Genomic DNA, 20,027 nt, shown 5'->3' with positions numbered 1-20,027 from the left:
TCCGGGTTCAGTCGCGGGCGGCGGCGGCCGCGGTGTAGCGCTCGTAGCCCTCGGCCTCCAGCTTGTCCGCCAGCTCCGGGCCGCCCTCCTCGACGATCCTGCCGGCGACGAAGACGTGCACGAAGTCCGGCTTGATGTAGCGCAGGATCCGGGTGTAGTGGGTGATCAGCAGCAGGCCGGTCTCGCCGGTGTCGCGGACGCGGTTCACGCCCTCGCTGACCACGCGCAGGGCGTCCACGTCGAGGCCGGAGTCGGTCTCGTCGAGGATCGCCACCTTCGGCCGCAGCAGCTCCATCTGGACGATCTCGTGGCGCTTCTTCTCGCCGCCGGAGAAGCCCTCGTTGACGTTGCGCTGGGCCATCGCCGGGTCCATGTGCAGGCGCTCCATGGCGCCGCGCAGCTCGCCGGCCCACGTGCGCAGCTTCGGGGCCTCGCCGTCCACCGCCGTCTTGGCGGTGCGCAGGAAGTTGGCCACGGAGACGCCGGGGACCTCGACGGGGTACTGCATCGCCAGGAACATGCCGGCCCGCGCCCGCTCGTCGACGGACATCGCCAGGACGTCCTCGCCGTCGAGCACGACCTCGCCGCCGGTGATCTCGTACCGGGGGTGGCCGGCGACCGAGTAGGCCAGCGTGGACTTGCCGGAGCCGTTCGGCCCCATGATCGCGTGGGTCTCGCCCGCCCGCACGGTGAGCGTCACCCCGGCGAGGATCGGCTTGCGCGCGCCGTCGGGCAGCTTCACCGAGACCTGGAGGTCGCGGATCTGGAGGGTGCTCATGCGGTCACTCCGTTGCTCGGGTTCAAATCGACGTAGAGGTCGCCGTCGCGGATCTCGACGGGGTAGGTCGGGACGGGTTCGGTGGCCGGCAGGCCGGTCGGGGCGCCGGTGCGCAGGTCGAAGCGCGAGCCGTGCAGCCAGCACTCGATCATGCAGCCCTCGACCTCCCCTTCGGACAGGGCGATCGAGGCGTGCGAACACTCGTCGCGGACGGCGTAGAACGCGTCGTCGTCGGCGTGCACGACGGCCACGGGCGTGCCGTCGACCTCCGCGGAGACCGCCGTCCCCTTGGCCACCTCGGCGGCGGCGCAGACCCTGATCATCGTGCCGCGACCCCCGCGCCCGCCTCGGCCCGCGCCAGCCGCCCCTCGATGACCGCGCCCAGCCGCTCGCGCAGGTCCTCGACCGGGATCCTGTCGAGCAGTTCGGCGAAGAACCCGCGGACCACCAGCTTGCGCGCCTCGGCCTCCGGGATGCCCCGGGCCATCAGGTAGAAGAGGTGCTCGTCGTCGAACCGGCCCGTCGCGCTGGCGTGGCCGGCGCCGGCCACCTCGCCGGTCTCGATCTCCAGGTTCGGCACCGAGTCGGCGCGGGCGCCCTCGGAGAGCAGCAGGTTCCGGTTGATCTCGTAGGTGTCCGTGCCCGTGGCGGCCGCGCGGATCAGCACGTCGCCGACCCAGACGGTGTGCGCCCCGGCGCCCTGCAGCGCGCCGCGGTAGCCGACGTTGCTGCGGCAGTCCGGGACGGTGTGGTCGGCGAGCTGCCGGTGCTCCAGGTGCTGGCCGGCGTCGGCGAAGTACAGTCCGAACAGGTCGGCGTCGCCGCCGCGCCCGGCGTAGTTGACCGTCGCGTACTGGCGCACCAGGTCGCCGCCCAGGGTCACCTGCACGTGGGTGAGCTTGGCGTCGCGGCCCAGCCGGAACGCCACGTGCTGGGCCTGGACCGCGTCGGCCGCCCACTCGGCGACCGTCACCAGGGTCAGCCGCGCGCCGTCGGCGACGTGCACCTCCACGTTGTCGGCCAATGTGGTCGAGCCGGTCGACTCCAGCACGAGCGTGGCCTCGGCGAACCGGCCGACCTCGACGAACGTGTGCGCGAAGGCGACGCCCTCGGCACCGGCGCCGGCCAGCCGCAGCCGGGCCGGCGCCGTCAGCACCGCGTCGGCGGCCACCGAGACGAGCGCGGCCTTGGCGAACCGGCCGTACGCCAGCGCGCTGATCCGGTCCGTCGGGGTGAGCACGCTGCCGATCCGCGGGTCGTCCCGGTCGACCGCGCCGACCGTGACGCCGGCCGGCAGCGCGTCGTAGGTCAGCGACGGGGCGGCGCCGAGCGGGCCGCCGTCGCCGGTGGCCAGGCCGCGCAGGCGCCGCAGCGGGGTGAACCGCCAGTCCTCCTCGCGGCCGGTCAGCTCGGGGAAGTCGGCCACGTCGTACGAGCGCAGCGCCTGCGCCTTGGTGCTGGCGGGGATGATCTCAGTTGTCATGGGTCAGCCGACCGCGCCTTCCATCTGGAGCTCGATGAGCCGGTTGAGTTCGAGGGCGTACTCCATCGGCAGTTCCTTGGCGACCGGCTCGATGAAGCCCCGGACGATCATGGCCATCGCCTCGTCCTCGCTCAGCCCGCGGCTCATCAGGTAGAAGAGCTGGTCGTCGCTGACCTTGGAGACGGTCGCCTCGTGCCCCATGTTGACGTCGTCCTCGCGGATGTCGACGTAGGGGTAGGTGTCGGACCGGGAGATGGTGTCGACCAGCAGCGCGTCGCACTTGACGGTGCTGGCGCTGTGGTGCGAGCCCTCCAGGACCTGGACCAGGCCGCGGTAGGAGGTGCGGCCGCCGCCGCGGGCGATGGACTTGCTGATGATCGTCGAGGAGGTGTGCGGGGCGGCGTGCACCATCTTGGCGCCCGCGTCCTGGTGCTGGCCCTCGCCGGCCATGGCCACCGACAGGACCTCGCCCTTGGCGTGCTCACCGGTCATGAACACCGCCGGGTACTTCATGGTGACCTTGGAGCCGATGTTGCCGTCGACCCACTCCATGGTCGCGCCCTCGTGGCAGACGGCGCGCTTGGTGACCAGGTTGTACACGTTGTTCGACCAGTTCTGGATGGTCGTGTACCGGCACCGGCCGCCCTTGCGCACGATGATCTCCACCACGGCGCTGTGCAGCGAGTCCGACGAGTAGATCGGGGCGGTGCAGCCCTCGACGTAGTGCACGTACGCGCCCTCGTCGACGATGATCAGGGTCCGCTCGAACTGACCCATGTTCTCGGTGTTGATGCGGAAGTACGCCTGGAGCGGGATGTCGACCTGGACGCCCTTGGGCACGTAGATGAACGAGCCGCCGGACCACACGGCGGTGTTCAGCGCGGCGAATTTGTTGTCGCCGACCGGGATGACCGTGCCGAAGTACTCCTGGAAGACCTCCGGGTGCTCCCGCAGCGCGGTGTCGGTGTCCAGGAACAGCACGCCCTGCTGCTCCAGGTCCTCGCGGATCGCGTGGTACACGACCTCGGACTCGTACTGCGCGGCGACACCGGCGACCAGGCGCTGCTTCTCGGCCTCCGGGATGCCCAGCCGGTCGTAGGTGTTCTTGATGTCCTCGGGCAGGTCCTCCCAGCTCGTGGCCTGCTTCTCGGTGGACCGCACGAAGTACTTGATGTTGTCGAAGTCGATCCCGGACAGGTCGGAGCCCCACGACGGCATGGGCTTGCGACCGAACAGCCGCAGTCCCTTGAGGCGCAGGTCGAGCATCCAGCCGGGCTCGTTCTTCTTCGCCGAGATGTCCCGGACGACGGCCTCCGACAGGCCGCGCCGGGCGCTGGCCCCCGCGACGTCGGCGTCGGCCCAGCCGTACTCGTACTTGCCCAGGGCGGCGAGGTGCTCCTCCTGCGTGGGCGGCACGGTCTGCTCGGTCATCTACTGGGTCCCCTCACGGTGGTGACGGTGTCGATCGGTGTGTCCCGGCCGCTGCGGCCGGGCGCCGGGATGTGCGTGGTACACACCCCGTCCCCGTGTGCGATGGTCGCCAATCGCTGCACATGGGTGCCGATGAGGCGGGCGATGACCGCCGTCTCGGCCTCACAGAGCTGGGGGAACTCCGCGGCCACCTGCGCGACCGGGCAGTGGTGCTGGCACAACTGGCCGCCGGAGGTGATGGCGGACGCGCTGGCAGCGTAACCCTCGGCCGTCAGCGCCTCGGCGAGCGCCTCGGCCCGGGCGAAGACGTCGTCGCCGGCCGACGCCAGCGCCGCGCGGCACCGCTGCTCCAGGCCGGAGACCTGGTCGGCGGCGAAGGCCGAGACCGCGTCGGCGCCGCCGCGCGCAGCGATCCAGCGCAGCGCCGCCCCGGCGAGGTCGTCGTACAGGTGCGGGCTCATGGCCTCGTGGCCGCGCTCGGTGAGCGCGAACTGCCGCGCCGGCCGGCCGCGTCCCCGAGGCGCAGTGGCCCCGACGTCACGCTGGGTGACGATGCCGTCGGCCAGGAGCGCGTCGAGGTGCCGGCGGATGGCCGCCGGACTCAGGCCCAGCGCGGCGCCGAGGTCGGCGGCGGTGGCCGGGCCGCGGTCGCGCAGCAGGTGCGCCACCCGCCCGCGGGTGGGGCCGTCGTAGTCCGCCGCGTCGGCGGCGCCGGGCGGCGCCGGGCGCGGACCGGCGTGCGGCGCCCCCGCGGGGGCGTCCACCAGCGCCGGCATCTTTTTCACTACGCCAGTGTGACGTATTTATTGGTCGATCGCCAAGCCAGGGTTACCTAACCCGCGGCACCCGCCGGGATCCGCTCCAAATCAAGATCATCTTCGCGCGTACGATGGCGGCCTCCGTGCGAAGCGAGGTCCCGCTGATGACGACCGGTACGCCGACCGCGACGCTGCCGTCGCCCGCCCCCGCCCCGTTCGGGCCGGAAAGTCGACTACGGCGGGTACACGCTTGGGCCCTGGCATCCATGCTCGTCAACGTCGGCATCGTGGTCACCGGCGGGGCCGTCCGCCTCACCAAGTCGGGCCTGGGCTGCCCCACCTGGCCCCGCTGTACCGAGGAGTCCTACGTCACCACGCCCGACATGGGCGTCCACGGCGTGATCGAGTTCGGCAACCGCACCCTGACCTTCGTCGTCGGCCTCGTCGCGCTGGCCGGCGTCGTCACGGCCTGGCAGCTCCGGCCGCGGCGGCCGAGGGTCCTGGGCCTGGCGGTCGCCGTCCTGGTCGGCATCGGCGTGCAGGGCGTCGTCGGCGGGCTGACCGTACGGATGCAGCTACACCCCCTCGTGGTCGGCCTGCACTTCCTGCTGTCGATGGCGCTGCTCGCGCTCACCTACGCCTTCTGGTGGCGGACCCGCCCCGCGCCCGCCGTCGGCGGGCCGCGCCTGCCGGTGTTGGGCTGGGCGTTGACCGGCGTGAGCCTGCTGGTCCTGGCCGTCGGCACGCTGGTGACCGGCAGCGGCCCGCACTCCGGGGACGCGGACGCCGCCCGCAACGGCCTGGATCCCGAGACGATCTCCCGGATCCACGCCGCGGGCGTGTACCTGCTGGTGCTGCTGTCGGTCCTGCTGCTGATCGCCCTGCGTCGACGCGGGGCGGGGCCGGCGGCGGTCCGGGCGGCCGCGCTGCTGCTGGCCGCCGAGGTGGCGCAGGGGGTCGTCGGCTTCGTCCAGTACTACACGGGGCTGCCGGAGCTGCTCGTCGCCGCGCACCTGCTGGGCGCCTGCTGGGTCTGGCTGGCCACGCTGCACGCGCGGGCGCACGCCGCCGTCCCGCCGACCCAGCTCGCGACGTAGGCGGGCTCCGGGCCGCTCCGCTCAGATGCTGACCGCGTCGGCGTCGGCGCGGTCCGAGGCCGGGTGCGGCGAGGTCAGGTGCCGGCCGTGGTACGACAGGTGCCCGCCCAGGTAGGCCCCGACGCCCGCCGCGCACAGTCCCGCCACCGACAGCCCGCGGCCGACCCCGGGGGCGCCGCCCCGGCGGGCCGCGAGCGAGGCGCCGTACAGCGCGACGGCGAGCAGGTTGCTGCCGGCGTGCACCAGGCCCACCCGGCGCTGCGGCCGGGACAGCGCGGCCCAGTCGTGCCAGCCGGCCAGCGCCGACGGCACGGCGCCGGCCAGCCCCACCCCGGTCAGGAGGGTCGCCGCGGCGCGGTGCCGGGGCGACAGGTCGAGCACGGCGCCGCTGAGCCACGCCCCGACGGGCAGGTGGATCACCGCGGGGTGCAGGGGGTGGCCGAGCCACCGGCCGGAGAGCACCGCGTCGGCGGGCCCGCTGCCGAGCACCCGGCGGACCCGCGCCCGCAGCGGGTCGGCGACCCGGTCGAGGCGGGCGTCGCCGGCCAGCTTCCCGGTCCACGCAGACAGTCCCATGAGCGCCCGGGTACCCGGGCCGCCGACGGAGGAAACCCGTGCGCAAAGGTCGGACCGGGCACCCCGCGGGGACGGCCCGCCCCCGGGGGTGTACCCGCGGGGCCGTCGGGTACATCTGCGGCATGGCAGTCACCCGGCACGTGATCAGGGCGCCCGTCGCCGACGTCTACGCGGTCCTGGCCGACGGGTGGACGTACAGCGACTGGGTGGTGGGTACCGCGCACATCCGCGACGTCGATCCGCACTGGCCTGAGCCGGGCGCGCGGATCTACCACAAGGCGGGCCCGTGGCCGCTGTCGATCCGTGACAGCACGGTCGTCGTCGCGTGCGTCCCCGGCTCCCGGCTGGTGCTGCGCCCCCGGCTCTGGCCGCTGGGCGAGGCGGAGGTGAGCATCGCGCTGGAGCCGGACGGCCCGGCCGGCACGCGCGTGACGATGGCGGAGGAGTTCGCCGCCGGGCCGCTGCGGTGGGTCCAGACGAAGCTGAACGACCTGGCGCTGCACCGCCGCAACGCCGAGTCGCTGCGGCGGCTCGGCGACTTCGCCGTCCGCCGCCGGGTCCCGGCGGCCCGGTGAGCGCCGGGGGCGGCGGCCGGCCGCGGCGGGTCGCGGTGGTCACCGGCGGGTCCTCCGGCGTGGGGCGGGCCACCGCGGTGGCCTTCGCGCGCCGGGGCTGGGCGGTCGTGCTCGCCGGCCGGGACGGCGCGGCGCTGGCCGAGGTGGCCGCGCGGTGCGGCCCGCACACGCTGGCGGTCCCCACCGATGTGACCGACGCGGCCGCCGTCGTGGAGCTGGCCGAGCGGGCGGCCGGGCGGTTCGGCCGGCTGGACCTGTGGGTGAACAACGCCGCCGTGGCGACGTTCGGGTCGGTGGAGGCCACGCCCGTGGCCGACGTGCGCCGGGTGGTCGAGGTCAACGTCCTGGGCTACCTGCACGGGGTGCGGGCGGCGCTGCCGTGGCTGCGGGCCGCCGGGGGCGGGACGGTCGTCAACATCGCCTCGGCCGTGGGGGTGCTGGGCCATCCGAGCGCCGCGGGGTACGCGATGAGCCGGTTCGCGGTCCGCGGGCTGTCGGCGAGCGTCCGGCAGGAGCTGCTGCTGGCCGGGGAGCGCCGGATCCGGGTCTGTACGGTGCTGCCCTCCAGCATCGACACCCCGCTGTACGGGTGGGCCGGCAACTACTCGGGCCGCACCGTCGCCGCCCTGCCGCCCGTGTACCCGCCGGCCCGGGTGGCCCTGCGGGTGCTGCGGCTGGCCGACCGCCCGCGCCGGACCGTGTACGTCGGGGCCGCCGGGCACCTGGCGGCGCTGGCCAACCGGTGCGCACCGGCGGTCGTCGACCGGCTGTACGTGGCGTGGACGCGCCGTCGGCAGCTCACGCCGCCCGCGGCGCCGCCGACGGCCGGCAACCTCTACGCGCCCCGGCACCGCCCTCCGGGAGCGGCGCCGGCACCGCCGGACGGCGGGGACGTGCCCGCCGACGCCCTGGCGGACGTGCCGTGACCGCCGACGCGGTGGTCGTCGGCGCCGGCCACAACGGGCTGGTCGCCGCGAACCTGCTCGCCGACGCCGGCTGGGACGTGGTCGTGCTGGAGGCGACGGGCGCCCCCGGCGGCGCGGTGCGCTCCGCCGAGGTGACCGCGCCCGGGTACCTGTCCGACCTGTACAGCTCGTTCTACCCGCTGGGCTACGCCTCGCCCGTCCTGCGCGGCCTCGGCCTGGACCGGTACGGCCTGGCCTGGCGGCACGCGCCCGACGTGCTGGCGCACGTGCTGCCGGACGACCGGGTGGCCGTGCTGCACCGCGACGTCGAGCGCACCGCGGCCTCCCTGGAGGCGTTCGCCGCGGGCGACGGGGCGCGCTGGCGCACCGCGTACGCGCAGTGGCGGCCCCTGGCCGACCGCCTGGTGGCGATGCTGATGACCCCGTTCCCGCCGGTGCGGCACGGCCTGGGCCTGCTCGGCGCGCTGGGCGCCGGGGACGCGCTGCGGCTGGCCCGCCGGCTGCTGCTGCCGGTGCACAAGCTCGGCCAGGAGATGTTCGCCGGGGTCGGCGGGCGCGCGCTGCTCTCGGGCTGCGCCCTGCACACCGACATCTCCCCCGACGACGCCGGCTCGGGCGTGTACGGGTGGCTGCTGGCGATGCTCGGCCAGCAGGTCGGCTGGCCGGTGCCGGCCGGGGGCGCCCAGATGATCACCGATGCGCTGGTCGCGCGGCTGGCGGCCCGCGGCGGGCGGGTCGTCCCGCACGCGCCGGTGGTGCGGATCGCCACCGCGCACGGCCGGGCGCTGGGCGTGCGCACCGCCGACGGCCGCGCCTGGCGCGCCCGCCGGGCGGTGCTGGCCGACGTCCCGGCGCCGGCCCTGTACCTGGACCTGGTCGGCCCCGACGCGCTGCCGCCGCGACTCGTCGAGGACCTGACCCACTTCCGCTGGGACGGCAGCACCGTCAAGGTGGACTGGGCGCTGCGCGGGCCCGTGCCCTGGCGCAACCGGGACGCGGCCGGCGCCGGCACGGTCCACCTCGGCGCCGACGTGGCCGGGCTGGCGCGGTACGCCGGGGAGCTGTCGGCCGGGGAGCTGCCCGCGCACCCGTTCCTGCTCGCCGGCCAGATGACGGTCGCGGACCCGGCCCGCTCCCCCGCCGGCACGGAGTCGCTGTGGGCGTACACCCACCTGCCGTTCCGCACGCGCTGGGACGACGGCGAGATCGCGGTGCAGGTCGCCCGGATGGAGGCGGTGCTGGAGCGGCACGCCCCGGGCTTCGGCGCGCTCGTGGCCGGCCGGTACGTGGCCGGGCCGGGGCGGCTGGAGCGGGAGAACCCGAGCCTGGTGGGCGGCGCCGTCGGCGGCGGTACGGCGGCCGCGTACCAGCAGCTTTTCCTGCGCCCCGTGCCGGGCCTGGGCCGCGCGGACACGCCCGTGGACCGGCTGTTCCTGGCCTCCGCCTCGGCGCACCCGGGCGGCGGGGTGCACGGCGCGCCCGGGGCGAACGCGGCGCGGGCCGCCCTGGCCCGGCAGCGCCCGGTGGCCGGGCTGGCGTACCGCGCGGCGGTGCGGGCCGCCCACCGGGCCGTCTACGCGGGCGCGGCCCCCGAGCCGCCGGTGCCGTCCGCGGGCCGCCCCGTCGAGGAGACCGCGCGGCCGGTCAGCGTCGGCGACCGGTGACCCCTGCCGCGGTGGCGGGCCGCGGCGCGGACGGGCCGCCGGCTCCGCCGCGGGCGGCCTGGGCAGGGCAGGACACAGAAGCGCCCGACCGGCCGCGGGGTACGCGGGCCGGTCGGGCGACGGCGGCGGGTCAGCGGGCGGTGAGCCGGCGACCCATCGAGCGCCACAGGTCGTTCGTGGGGGCCATGGACTCGACCAGCTCGCGCTCCCAGCTGTTCTCGACGGACAGCGCGGCGAGCTCGCACGCGCGGCGGGCGGTGTCGGTGTCCTGGGCGAACTGGTCGCCCCAGACGCCGTCCTTGCCGACGAGGACGATCCGGGCGCCGCGGCGCCCCACGTACTCCACGACGGCGGTGGCGCCGCCGTGCCCGTCGGCGAACGCCCGGAGTGCGCTGACGAGCCGATCGGTGGCGGAGTCCGCCGGGGCATCGACCGTCAGCGTGCCACTGGAACCTTCTGTCATGACCGCAGCGTAAACAGAAGATGAGGGCAGCGCCGGCAGATCGCGGGCCTAATGTGATTCCAATTACTTCGCCAATCAGCGCGTTACCAGTCCGTCACTGTCCAGTCTCCACACCATTTATCTGGATAAATGGGATGACAATCCGGGCGGCGGGGCAGGAAGCCGAACGGACATTTCCGAACAGCGCGCTTTGTCGGTTCAGCGGTCCGTCAGAGCAGCGCGTCGACGGCCACGGCGACGAAGACGAGCGTCAGGTACGTCGTCGACCAGTGGAACAGCCGCATCGGCCGCAGCGGCTCGCCCCGCCGGGCCCGCCGGTACAGGCCGTGCGCCTCCCAGACGAACAGGCCGCCGGTCACCGCCGCCGTCACCAGGTACACCGGGCCGGCGCCCACGAGCCCGAGCGCCAGCGACGCCGCCAGCGTCAGCCAGGCGTACACGACGCTCTCGGCGCCGACGCGCCGCGACGAGGCCACCACCGGCAGCATCGGGATGCCCGCACGGGCATAGTCGTCCTTGAATTTAATCGCCAGCGCGTAGAAGTGCGGCGGCTGCCAGAGGAACACGACGCCGAACAGCACCCACGCCGCGGGCGCCAGGCCGCCGGTGACGGCCGCCCAGCCGATCAGCACGGGCATCGCCCCGCACACCCCGCCCCAGACGGTGTTCTGCCACGTGGTGCGCTTGAGCCACATCGTGTAGACGACGTCGTAGTAGACGATCGCCGCCGCCGTGAGCACCGCGGCGAGCACGTTGGTGAACACGGCCATGAGGACCACCGAGCCGACAGCCAGCCCCAGGCCGAACCGCAGCGCGGCCACCGGCGACACCACGTGCGAGGGCAGCGGCCGCCGCGACGTGCGCTTCATGACCTGGTCGATGTCGCGGTCGATATAGCAGTTCAGCGCGTTCGCCGCGCCCGCGGCCATCGTGCCGCCGAGCAGGACCACCGCGACGAGCCCCAGCGGCGGCAGCGCGCCCGCGGCCAGGATCATCGCCGGCACCGTGGTGACCAGCAGCAGTTCGATGATGCGCGGCTTGGTGAGGGCGACGTACGACTTGACGACCGCGCCGACGCCGGTGTTGGTGGCGCGCGGGCGGACGTACGACAGCGGGGTCCGGGGCGTCACCCGCGGCGAGGTCGCCGCCGGGTGGTCGCTGACCGTAGTGGCAGTCGGCGTCACGGCGTTGGTTCACCTTCCGGCGTCACGCGGGGGCTCCGCCGGCCGATCCCCCGTAGGGGGTTTCCGATGGCGGGCGCGGCCGGTCGGTGTGGCGCGCTCCCACAGCGTACGCGCAGGCCGACCCGGCGCCGCCGCCACCCACCGGAACGTCGGACCGCCCCCGCCCGCCGCGACGCGCCGGTTCCGTTACCTGTAGATCCACAGCACTTCGTCCATCCCGGCTCGGTAGTGTCATGCCTGCTGACGCCATTCGCGCCCGCGCGGCCCCGCGGACCGGGTCCCGGCCCCGCGCCGCGCGACCGCTTGGGAGTACGACCGACTGTGGGGAGCACACCTACCGTGTCCGACACCGCCAACGCCCTGAACTGGTCAGACCTCGACCGCCGGGCCGTGGACACCGCCCGGATCCTGGCCATGGACGCCGTCGAGCACGCCGGCAACGGTCACCCCGGCACCGCGATGAGCCTGGCCCCCGCCGCGTACCTGCTGTTCCAGCGGGCGATGCGGCACGACCCGACCGACCCGACGTGGGCGGGGCGGGACCGCTTCGTGCTGTCCTGCGGCCACTCCAGCCTCACGCTGTACGTGCAGCTCTACCTCTCCGGCTACGGCCTGGGCCTGGACGACCTCCAGCACCTGCGGCAGTGGGGTTCGCAGACGCCCGGCCACCCGGAGCACGGCCACACCCCCGGCGTGGAGACCACCACCGGCCCGCTCGGGCAGGGCATCGGCAACGCCGTCGGCATGGCCATGGCCGCCCGCCGCGAGCGCGGCCTGCTCGACCCCGGCACCGCCGCGGGCGAGTCGGTGTTCGACCACCACATCTGGTGCCTGGCCTCCGACGGCGACATCGAGGAGGGCATCAGCCACGAGGCGAGCGCCCTGGCCGGCCACCAGCGGCTGGGCAACCTGACGCTGATCTGGGACGACAACGAGATCTCCATCGAGGACGACACCCGCATCGCCAAGAGCGAGGACGTGGTGGCGCGGTACGCCGCCTACGGGTGGCACACCGAGGTCGTCGACTGGCGCGGCTCCTACCGCGAGGACGGGCGGTACCGCGAGGACGCCGAGGCGCTACACGCCGCGCTGGAGCGGTCCCGGGCGGTGACCGACCGACCGTCGTTCGTGGCCCTGCGCACGGTGATCGGCTGGCCGGCGCCGAAGAAGCAGAACACCGGCAAGATCCACGGCTCTGCGCTGGGCGCCGACGAGGTGGCCGCCACGAAGAAGGTCCTCGGCTTCGACCCGGCCACGCCGTTCGGGATCGAGGACACCGTCCTCAAGCACGCCCGCCAGGTGATCGACCGGGGCCGCGAGGCGCGCGCGCAGTGGCAGCGGCGGTTCGACGCGTGGGCGACCGCGAACCCCGAGGCCAAGGCGCTCTACGACCGCATGTCGACCCGTACGCTGCCGGCCGGCTGGGCCGACGCGCTGCCGACCTTCGACGCCGACCCCAAGGGCCTGGCCACCCGCGCGGCCTCCGGTCAGGTGCTCAACGCGCTGGCCCCGGTGCTGCCCGAGCTGTGGGGCGGCTCGGCCGACCTGGCCGAGAGCAACAACACGACGATGAAGGGCGAGCCCTCCTTCGTCCCGGAGGAGTTCGCCACCCGGGAGTTCCCCGGCCACCAGTTCGGCCGGACCCTGCACTTCGGCATCCGCGAGCACGCGATGGGCGCGATCTGCAACGGCATCGCGCTGCACGGCGGCACCCGCCCGTACGGCGGCACGTTCCTGGTCTTCTCCGACTACATGCGGCCCGCGGTCCGGCTGGCGGCGCTGATGAAGCTGCCGGTGGTGTACGTGTGGACGCACGACTCGATCGGCCTCGGCGAGGACGGCCCGACCCACCAGCCGGTCGAGCACCTGTCGGCGCTGCGCGCGATCCCGGGCCTGGACGTGGTCCGGCCGGCGGACGCCAACGAGACGGCGTGGGCGTGGCGGATGGCGCTGGAGCACACCGACCGGCCCACGGCGCTGTGCCTGACCCGGCAGGCGCTGCCGACGGTCGACCGGACCGGCCACGGCGCCGCCGAGGGCGTCCGGCGCGGCGGGTACGTACTCGCCGACGCCGCGAACGGCCAGCCGCACGTCATCCTCGTCGGCACCGGCTCCGAGGTGGCCACCTGCCTGACCGCGCGGGAGCGTTTGGAGGCCGACGGCGTCCCGACGCGCGTAGTCTCGATGCCGTGCCAGGAGTGGTTCCTGGCGCAGGATGAGGCGTACCGGGAGCGGGTCCTCCCGCGGGGCGTACCGGCGCGGGTGAGCGTCGAGGCGGGCGTGGGTATGTCCTGGCACCGGATCGTCGGCGACCACGGCGAGTGCGTGAGCCTGGAGCACTTCGGCGCCAGCGCGCCCTACCAGGTCCTGTTCGAGCAGTTCGGGTTCACCCCCGACCACGTGATCGCCGCGGCGCGCGCGTCGCTGTCGCGGACCGGCGAGATCAAGGGCACGACCACGGGCAACTGAGGACGAGGAGTTCTGATGACCGACAGGCTCGCTGCGCTACAGGCCGCCGGGGTGGCGGTATGGCTCGATGACCTATCCCGGGAGCGGTTGACCTCGGGCGGTCTGGACCGGCTGCGCCGCGAGCGGCACGTCGTCGGCGTCACCACGAACCCCACGATCTTCGCCAAGGCCATCTCCGACGCCGCGAGCTACGACGGGCAGGCCCGCGACCTGGCCGTGCGCGGCGTCGGGGTGGACGAGGCGGCCCGGATGCTGACCACGTACGACGTGCGCTGGGCGTGTGACGTCATGCGCCCGGCGTACGACGCGTCGCAAGGCCTGGACGGGCGGGTGTCGATCGAGGTCGACCCCCGCCTGGCCCACGACGCCGCGCAGACCGCCGCCGAGGCCAAGGCGCTGTGGTGGATGGTCGACCGGCCCAACCTGTTCATCAAGATCCCGGCGACCGAGGGGGGCCTGCCGGCGATCACCCGCACGCTGGCCGAGGGGATCAGCGTGAACGTCACGCTGATCTTCTCGATCCAGCGCTACGCCGCCGTGATGGAGGCGTTCCTGGCCGGGCTGGAGCAGGCGAAGGCCAACGGGCACGACCTGAGCCGGATCGGGTCGGTGGCCTCGTTCTTCGTCTCCCGCGTCGACACCGAGGTGGACGCCCGGCTGGACAAGATCGGCACCCCGGAGGCGGCCGCCCTGCGCGGCCGGGCCGCGGTCGCCAACGCGCAGCTCGCCTACGAGAAGTACAGCGAGGTCTTCGGCGGCGGCCGCTGGCAGGCGCTCGCCGACGCCGGGGCGCACCCCCAGCGCCCGCTGTGGGCCTCGACGTCGACGAAGAACCCCGACTACCGCGACGTGATCTACGTCGAGGAGCTGGTCGCGCCCGGCACCGTCAACACGATGCCCGAGGCCGTGATCCACGCGTTCGCCGACCACGGCGAGGTCCGCGGCGACACCATCTCCGGGTCCTACGCCGCCGCCCGCCAGGTCCTCGACGACCTGGCCGCGCTGGGCATCGACTACGACGACGTGGTGCGGGTGCTGGAGAGCGAGGGCGTGGAGAAGTTCGAGGCCTCCTACGCCGAGCTGCTCGGCAGCGTCGCCCGCCAACTGGGGGTGGACCGGTGAGCGACCTGCTGGACGACGTCGAGGCCGCCGCGGGGCTGGCCGTGTACGGGGCCGCCGACTCCCCCGTCCGGGCGCGCCTGGCCGCCGACGGGGTGGCCGGCCTGCTCGCCGCCAAGGACCCGACCCTGTGGGGGCCGGCGGCGGAGGACGTGGCCAAGGTCCGACTGGGCTGGCTGGACACGTTCCGGCGCAGCCGGGACCTGCTCGCGCAGCTCGCCGAGCTGCGCAGCGAGATCGCCGACCTGACCAACGTGGTGCTATGCGGCATGGGCGGCTCGTCGCTGGCGCCGGAGGTCATCTGCCGCACGCTCGGCGTGCCGCTGGCGGTCCTGGACACCACCGACCCGCAGCAGATCCGCGCCACGATGTTCGGCGGCCACCCGGAGGGCTCGGACGAGGCCGCCGCGCTGCTGCGCCGCACCGTCGTGGTCGTCGCCAGCAAGTCCGGCTCGACGGTCGAGACCGACAGCCACCGCCGGGTGTTCTGGCAGGCGCTGCGGGACCTGGGCATGAGCGACGCCGAGGCCGCCCGGCACTTCGTCGTGGTCACCGACCCCGGCTCCCCGCTGGAGGCCGCGGCCAAGGAGAGCGGCATGGTCGTGCTGCCGGCCGACCCCGAGGTCGGCGGGCGGTACTCGGCGCTGACGGCCTTCGGGCTGGTCCCGTCGGCCCTGGCCGGCGTCGACGTGGCGGAGCTGATCGACCAGGCCGAGGCGCTGGCCGGCAGCCTCGGCGCCGACCGGGACAACCCGGCGCTGGCCCTCGGCGCGGCCCTCGGCGACGCCGCGGCGGCGGGCCGGGACAAGCTCGCGCTCATCGACGACGGCACCGGCGTGGTCGGCCTCGGCGACTGGGCCGAGCAGCTCGTCGCCGAGTCCACCGGCAAGACCGGCGCCGGGATCCTGCCGGTGGTCCTGGAGCGGCCGGACGCGCCCGGCTCCACCGGGCCCGACGTCCTCGCGGTCGCCACCGGCGGCGCGCTGGCGGCCGGCGCGGTGCCCGGCGGCGGGCAGCCCGTCGACCTGGCCGTCAACGGCCCGCTCGGCGCCCACTTCCTGGCCTGGGAGTACGCCACCGCGGTCGCCAGCCGGGTCATCGGCGTGGAGCCGTTCGACCAGCCGAACGTCGCCGAGTCCAAGGAGAACACCAACCGGATCCTGGCCGGCGGGCCGCCGCACGAGGAGCCGCTGTTCACCGAGGGGCCGCTGCGGGTGTACGCGCCGGCCGCCGCGGGCGGCGACACCGCGGCGGTGCTGCGCTGGCTGCTCGGCCAGGTCGGCGACCGGGGGTACCTGGCCGTGATGGCGTACCTGGACCGCTTCGGCGACGCCGACGTCGCCGGGGTCCGCCCCGCGCTGGCCGCCGCCGGCGGCCGCCCGGTCACGTTCGGCTGGGGGCCGCGCTTCCTGCACTCGACGGGGCAGTACCACAAGGGCGGCCCGCAGGTCGGGGTGTTCCTCCAGGTCACCGGCGCGATCGGTCTCGACCTGGCCGTACCGGGCCGCGACTTCACCTTCGGCCAGCTCATCGCCGCGCAGGCCGCCGGTGACCGCAAGGCCCTGGCCGACCGCGGCCGACCGCTCGTGCACATCCACCTCGCCGACCGCACGGCCGGCGTACCCGCGCTGGTCGCCGCGGCCGCCGCCACCGCCGACTGAGGAAGCCGATGCCCGACACCGACGTGCTCCGGCCCGAGACCGTGGACGCCCCGCCGGAGGGGTCGCCGCCGCCCAACCCCCTGCGCGACCCGCGGGACCGCCGGCTGCCCCGGATCCCGGAGCCCTGCGCGCTGGTGATCTTCGGGGTGACCGGCGACCTGGCCCGGCGCAAGCTGATCCCGGCCGTGTACGACCTGGCCAACCGGGGCCTGCTCCCGCCGCACTTCGCGATGGTGGGCTTCGCGCGCCGGGACTGGGGCGACGGGGAGTTCCTGCCGATCGCCCGCGACGCCGCCCGCAACGGCGCCCGGACGGCGTGGCGGGAGGAGGTGTGGCAGCGGCTGGCCGACGGGTTCCGCTTCGTGGGCGGGTCCTTCGAGGACGACGCCGCCTTCGACGAGCTGGCCGCGGAGATGCGCAGGCTGCGCACCGACCGCGGCGTCGGCGGGAACGCGGCGTTCTACTTCTCCATCCCGCCCGCGGCCTTCCCGGTCGTGCTCCGGCAGCTCGAACGCACCGGCCTGGCCGACGCCGAGCGGGAGCGCGGCTGGCGCCGCGTGGTGGTGGAGAAGCCGTTCGGCCAGGACCTGCCCTCGGCCCGGTCGCTCAACGAGCTGGTGGACACCGTGTTCACCCCGGAGGGCGTCTTCCGCATCGACCACTACCTGGGCAAGGAGACCGTCCAGAACATCCTGGCGCTGCGGTTCGCCAACACGCTGTTCGAGCCGGTGTGGAGCGCCCGGTACGTCGACTCCGTACAGATCACCATGGCCGAGGACCTGGGCATCGGCAGCCGGGCCGGCTTCTACGACAGTGCCGGCGCCGCCCGCGACGTCCTCCAGAACCACCTGCTGCAACTGCTGGCGCTGGTGGCGATGGAGGAGCCGACCTCGTTCGACGCCGAGGAGATCCGCACCGAGAAGCTCAAGTTGCTCAAGGCCATCGCGGTGTCCGAGGACATCGCGGCCGACACCGTCCGGGGCCAGTACCTGGCCGGCTGGGTGGGCGGCGAGCGGGTCAACGGCTACCTGGAGGAGCCCAAGGTGCCGGCCGACTCGGCCACCGAGACGTACGTGGCGGTGAACCTGTCGATCAAGAACCGGCGCTGGGCGGGCGTGCCGTTCTTCGTCCGGTGCGGCAAGCGGCTCCCCCGGCGGGTCACCGAGGTGGCGATCCTGTTCAAGAAGGCGCCACACCTGCCGTTCCACCCGACCGACGTGGAGATGCTCGGGCACAACCAGCTCGTCATCCGGGTGCAGCCCGACGAGGGCGTGGTGCTCAAGTTCGGGTCCAAGGTGCCCGGTACGACGATGGAGCTGCGCGACATCGCCATGGACTTCGGGTACGGCGAGACGTTCACCGAGACCAGCCCGGAGGCGTACGAGCGGCTCGTCCTCGACGTCCTGCTCGGCGACCGGACCCTGTTCCCGAACGCCGCCGAGGTCGAGCAGAGCTGGCGGGTCGTCGACCCGCTGCAGGCGGCGTGGCGGGGGACGAGGCCGCAGCCGTACCGGGCCGGCGAGTGGGGGCCGCGGGCCGCCGACGACATGCTGCGCCGCACCGGACACTCCTGGCGCCGCGCGTGAGTGGCGTACGCCGCAGTTGATCCACCCGGATGCCGGGCGCTCCCGCGCCTGGCCCACCATCAGGAGGTGCGGATGATCTCCCTTTGGGACACCAGCGGCAGCCAGGTCGTGAAGGCGCTCGCCGCGGAGCGGCGCAGCGCCGGCGGCGTGGCCAGCGGCATGGCCCTCTCCCTCATCGTCGTCGTGGACGAGTCGCAGGTGCACGAGGCGGAGGCCGCGGCGACCATCGCCGCCGCCGCGCACCCCTGCCGGCTGCTGATGGTGATCCGCTCCGACATCGACCGGCCCACCAGCCGGCTCGACGCCGAGATCGTCGTGGGCGGGCGGCTCGGCCCGTGCGAGGCCGTCGTCATGCGGATGTACGGGCGGCTCGCCCTGCACGCCGAGTCCGTGGTCATGCCGCTGCTGGTCCCGGACGTCCCCGTGGTCACCTGGTGGCACCGGGAGGCGCCCGAGCAGCTCGCGACCGACTTCCTCGGTGTCGTCGCCGACCGGCGGATCACCGACGCCGCGCAGGCCGGCGACCCGATCGCGGCGCTGCGCCACCGCGCCCTCGACTACGCCCCGGGCGACACCGACCTGATCTGGACCCGGATCACCCCGTGGCGCACCCTCGTGGCCGGCGCGCTGGACGCCCGGCCCGCCCGGATCACCGGCGCGCGGATCCTGGCGCCCCTGGCCGACCCGACCGGCGCCCTGATGAGCGGCTGGCTGGCCTCCCGGCTCGGCGTGCGGCCGCGGCTGGAGCCGGCCGCCGACGCGCCGCGGATGCGCACCGTAGCCCTCACCTGCGACAACGGCGACGAGCTGGTCCTCACCCGCGACGGCGACCGCGGTGTGTTCAGCCGCACCGGCGAGCCGGACCAGCACCTGCCGCTGACCCGCCGCCCGCTCGGCGAGGAGCTGGCCGAGGAGCTGCGCCGGCTGGACGCCGACCAGGTGTACGCCGACGCGCTGAGCGCCCTGTCCGGCGAGACCGGACTGGACGGCCGGGCCGGGCACCGGGTGCACGTCTGGCGCGACCCGGTGGTCCCGTACCCCGTCGGCGCCCACGCGTGAGCGCCCCGACAGACCCCGGCGCACTCCCCGGCGACCCGGCCGGCGGCGCGACGACCGTGGTCGTCCACCCCGACGCCGCCACGCTGGCCGAGGCGGCGGCCGCGCGGCTGGTCGTCGCGCTGCTGGACGCCCAGGCCGCCCGCGGCGAGGCCGCCCTCGTGCTGACCGGCGGGAGCGTGGCCGCCCACGTGTACGGCGCGCTGGCCCGCCACCGCGCCCGCACCGCGGTGGACTGGTCACGGGTGGACCTGTGGTGGGGCGACGAGCGGTTCCTGCCCGCCGGCCACCCCGACCGCAACGAGACCCAGGCCCGCGCCGCCCTGCTGGACGGCCTGCCGCTGGACCCGGGCCGGGTCCACGCGATGCCGGCCAGCGACGGCCCGGACGGCGAGGACCCGGAGGCCGCGGCGGCCCGGTACGCGGCGGCGCTGGCGGCGGCCGGCGGGGGGCGGCTCCCCCGGTTCGACGTGGTGCTGCTCGGCATCGGCCCGGACGCGCACGTCGCCTCGGTGTTCCCGGACCACCCGCTGGACGCCGGCCTGACGGTCAGCGCGGTGCGGGACAGTCCGAAGCCGCCGCCGACCCGGATCACCCTCACGCTGCCGACGCTGAACACCGCTGACGAGGTGTGGCTGATCGTCGCCGGGCGGGAGAAGGCCGGGGCCGTCGGGCTCGCCCGCTCCGGCGCGTCGGCGGCGAAGGCGCCCGCGGGCGCCGTCCACGGCCGCGTGCGGACCCGCTGGCTACTCGACCGGGACGCGGCCGCCGAGCTGCGCTGACCGGCGGCGCCGGCCGGACCGGGACCGGCGCCGGGTCGGGTCGGGTCGGGTCGGGTCGGCAGAACACGGGCCGACAGTGACACCCCGGCCTCACGCGGGAGGCCGGGGTGCGGGACGGAGCAGGTCAGGAGAGGTCGGCGAGCTTGACCCAGAAGCCGAGGCCGATGACGCAGGCGAACCACACCACGCCGACCAGGACCGTGTACCGGTCGAGGTTGCGCTCGGCCACCGAGGAGCCCGCGAGGCTCGTGCTGACGCCACCGCCGAACATGCTCGACATGCCGCCGCCCTTGCCGCGGTGCAGCAGGACGAGCAGGGTGAGCAGGATGCTGGTGAGCAGCAGCAGGCCCACCAGGATGTATGCGAACCAGATCGGCATGGTGAACGAAGTCCTCTCCGAGCGAAAGCACCGCAAGAAT

17 protein-coding genes and 2 pseudogenes are annotated in these 20,027 nt (G+C 74.7%); 10 read left to right on the top strand and 9 right to left on the bottom strand.

Features of this window, described 5'->3' with window-relative positions; translation table 11 throughout:
- Positions 1-7: 7 nt before the first annotated feature.
- From sufC to IEY75_RS07770, 5 genes are read right to left on the bottom strand one after another with little or no spacing between them, the layout of a single operon-like run.
- On the bottom strand, positions 8-778 hold the full coding sequence (gene sufC / locus IEY75_RS07790) for a Fe-S cluster assembly ATPase SufC (protein WP_189113544.1): 771 nt from the start codon (positions 776-778) through the stop codon (positions 8-10).
- Entirely contained in the window at positions 775-1,101 is a 327-nt protein-coding gene (locus IEY75_RS07785; protein ID WP_189113543.1) for a non-heme iron oxygenase ferredoxin subunit, read from the bottom strand. The genes sufC and IEY75_RS07785 overlap by 4 nt, the downstream gene beginning before the upstream one ends.
- On the bottom strand, positions 1,098-2,261 hold the full coding sequence (sufD, locus tag IEY75_RS07780; RefSeq protein ID WP_189113542.1) for a Fe-S cluster assembly protein SufD: 1,164 nt from the start codon (positions 2,259-2,261) through the stop codon (positions 1,098-1,100). The genes IEY75_RS07785 and sufD overlap by 4 nt, the downstream gene beginning before the upstream one ends.
- 3 nt (positions 2,262-2,264) lie before the next feature.
- The gene (sufB, locus tag IEY75_RS07775; RefSeq protein ID WP_189113541.1) at positions 2,265-3,692 is read right to left on the bottom strand and encodes a Fe-S cluster assembly protein SufB; all 1,428 of its coding nucleotides are present in this window, start codon (positions 3,690-3,692) and stop codon (positions 2,265-2,267) included.
- A complete protein-coding gene (locus IEY75_RS07770; RefSeq protein ID WP_189113666.1) occupies positions 3,689-4,468 on the bottom strand; it encodes a helix-turn-helix transcriptional regulator in 780 nt (259 codons plus the stop codon). Before IEY75_RS07770 ends, sufB begins: the two co-directional genes overlap by 4 nt.
- Before the next feature lie 125 nt (positions 4,469-4,593).
- Between IEY75_RS07770 and IEY75_RS07765 the strand changes: the two genes are divergently transcribed.
- Complete coding sequence (locus IEY75_RS07765) at positions 4,594-5,547, top strand: COX15/CtaA family protein (RefSeq protein ID WP_373290230.1); 954 nt, start codon at positions 4,594-4,596, stop codon at positions 5,545-5,547.
- Positions 5,548-5,568: 21 nt separating this feature from the next.
- On the opposite strand, the gene IEY75_RS07760 is transcribed toward IEY75_RS07765, so the two are convergent.
- Positions 5,569-6,123 carry a DUF2231 domain-containing protein gene (locus tag IEY75_RS07760; RefSeq protein ID WP_189113540.1) on the bottom strand — a complete coding sequence of 185 codons (555 nt, stop codon included), beginning with the start codon at positions 6,121-6,123 and terminating at the stop codon, positions 5,569-5,571.
- Between the two features lie 122 nt (positions 6,124-6,245).
- Here IEY75_RS07760 and IEY75_RS07755 point away from each other — a divergent pair, with 122 nt between their 5' ends.
- From IEY75_RS07755 to IEY75_RS07745, 3 genes and pseudogenes are all read left to right on the top strand, one after another.
- Positions 6,246-6,698, top strand: a complete 453-nt coding sequence (locus tag IEY75_RS07755) for an SRPBCC family protein (protein WP_189113539.1) — start codon at positions 6,246-6,248, stop codon at positions 6,696-6,698.
- Positions 6,695-7,624, top strand: a complete 930-nt coding sequence (locus IEY75_RS07750; protein ID WP_189113538.1) for an SDR family NAD(P)-dependent oxidoreductase — start codon at positions 6,695-6,697, stop codon at positions 7,622-7,624. Before IEY75_RS07755 ends, IEY75_RS07750 begins: the two co-directional genes overlap by 4 nt.
- A pseudogene (locus IEY75_RS07745) lies at positions 7,621-9,201 on the top strand (phytoene desaturase family protein); the annotation flags it as partial. The gene IEY75_RS07750 and the pseudogene IEY75_RS07745, both read left to right, overlap by 4 nt.
- Positions 9,202-9,418: 217 nt before the next feature.
- Here the strand turns inward: IEY75_RS07745 and IEY75_RS07740 are convergent.
- Positions 9,419-9,751 carry a hypothetical protein gene (locus IEY75_RS07740; protein WP_189113536.1) on the bottom strand — a complete coding sequence of 111 codons (333 nt, stop codon included), beginning with the start codon at positions 9,749-9,751 and terminating at the stop codon, positions 9,419-9,421.
- Positions 9,752-9,960: 209 nt separating this feature from the next.
- Positions 9,961-10,827 (bottom strand): annotated as a pseudogene (locus IEY75_RS07735) (heme o synthase); the annotation flags it as partial.
- Between the two features lie 447 nt (positions 10,828-11,274).
- On the opposite strand from IEY75_RS07735, the gene tkt reads away from it, so the two are divergent.
- The 6 genes from tkt (at position 11,275) to pgl (ending at position 19,608) form a co-directional block, all read left to right on the top strand.
- Complete coding sequence (gene tkt, locus IEY75_RS07730) at positions 11,275-13,404, top strand: transketolase (protein WP_268244336.1); 2,130 nt, start codon at positions 11,275-11,277, stop codon at positions 13,402-13,404.
- A 15-nt stretch (positions 13,405-13,419) separates the two neighbouring features.
- On the top strand, positions 13,420-14,526 hold the full coding sequence (gene tal / locus IEY75_RS07725; protein ID WP_189113534.1) for a transaldolase: 1,107 nt from the start codon (positions 13,420-13,422) through the stop codon (positions 14,524-14,526).
- Complete coding sequence (locus tag IEY75_RS07720) at positions 14,523-16,184, top strand: phosphoglucose isomerase-related protein (RefSeq protein WP_189113533.1); 1,662 nt, start codon at positions 14,523-14,525, stop codon at positions 16,182-16,184. The genes tal and IEY75_RS07720 overlap by 4 nt, the downstream gene beginning before the upstream one ends.
- 8 nt (positions 16,185-16,192) lie before the next feature.
- Positions 16,193-17,770, top strand: a complete 1,578-nt coding sequence (gene zwf / locus IEY75_RS07715) for a glucose-6-phosphate dehydrogenase (RefSeq protein ID WP_189113532.1) — start codon at positions 16,193-16,195, stop codon at positions 17,768-17,770.
- A 72-nt stretch (positions 17,771-17,842) separates the two neighbouring features.
- Positions 17,843-18,829: a glucose-6-phosphate dehydrogenase assembly protein OpcA gene (locus IEY75_RS07710; protein ID WP_189113531.1), complete on the top strand. Its 987-nt coding sequence runs from the start codon at positions 17,843-17,845 to the stop codon at positions 18,827-18,829.
- Positions 18,826-19,608: a 6-phosphogluconolactonase gene (gene pgl / locus IEY75_RS07705; protein WP_189113530.1), complete on the top strand. Its 783-nt coding sequence runs from the start codon at positions 18,826-18,828 to the stop codon at positions 19,606-19,608. Before IEY75_RS07710 ends, pgl begins: the two co-directional genes overlap by 4 nt.
- Before the next feature lie 124 nt (positions 19,609-19,732).
- Here pgl and secG read toward each other — a convergent pair whose 3' ends face one another.
- Positions 19,733-19,987, bottom strand: coding sequence for a preprotein translocase subunit SecG (gene secG, locus IEY75_RS07700; protein WP_189113529.1), 255 nt, complete (start codon positions 19,985-19,987; stop codon positions 19,733-19,735).
- Positions 19,988-20,027 lie beyond the last annotated feature (40 nt).

Source organism: Pilimelia terevasa, from assembly GCF_014647915.1.
Taxonomy (GTDB): domain Bacteria; phylum Actinomycetota; class Actinomycetes; order Mycobacteriales; family Micromonosporaceae; genus Pilimelia; species Pilimelia terevasa.
The sequence above is the reverse complement of the archived record's forward strand: the minus strand, read 5'-3'. Positions and strand labels throughout refer to the sequence as shown.

Coding starts and splice junctions, on each gene's coding strand:
- IEY75_RS07740 (WP_189113536.1), bottom strand. CDS start 9,751: ATGACAGAAGGTTCCAGTGGCACGCTGACGGTCGATGCCCCGGCGGAC.
- tal (WP_189113534.1), top strand. CDS start 13,420: ATGACCGACAGGCTCGCTGCGCTACAGGCCGCCGGGGTGGCGGTATGG.
- IEY75_RS07760 (WP_189113540.1), bottom strand. CDS start 6,123: ATGGGACTGTCTGCGTGGACCGGGAAGCTGGCCGGCGACGCCCGCCTC.
- secG (WP_189113529.1), bottom strand. CDS start 19,987: ATGCCGATCTGGTTCGCATACATCCTGGTGGGCCTGCTGCTGCTCACC.
- sufD (WP_189113542.1), bottom strand. CDS start 2,261: ATGACAACTGAGATCATCCCCGCCAGCACCAAGGCGCAGGCGCTGCGC.
- IEY75_RS07755 (WP_189113539.1), top strand. CDS start 6,246: ATGGCAGTCACCCGGCACGTGATCAGGGCGCCCGTCGCCGACGTCTAC.
- IEY75_RS07710 (WP_189113531.1), top strand. CDS start 17,843: ATGATCTCCCTTTGGGACACCAGCGGCAGCCAGGTCGTGAAGGCGCTC.
- IEY75_RS07770 (WP_189113666.1), bottom strand. CDS start 4,468: ATGCCGGCGCTGGTGGACGCCCCCGCGGGGGCGCCGCACGCCGGTCCG.
- sufB (WP_189113541.1), bottom strand. CDS start 3,692: ATGACCGAGCAGACCGTGCCGCCCACGCAGGAGGAGCACCTCGCCGCC.
- IEY75_RS07785 (WP_189113543.1), bottom strand. CDS start 1,101: ATGATCAGGGTCTGCGCCGCCGCCGAGGTGGCCAAGGGGACGGCGGTC.
- zwf (WP_189113532.1), top strand. CDS start 16,193: ATGCCCGACACCGACGTGCTCCGGCCCGAGACCGTGGACGCCCCGCCG.
- sufC (WP_189113544.1), bottom strand. CDS start 778: ATGAGCACCCTCCAGATCCGCGACCTCCAGGTCTCGGTGAAGCTGCCC.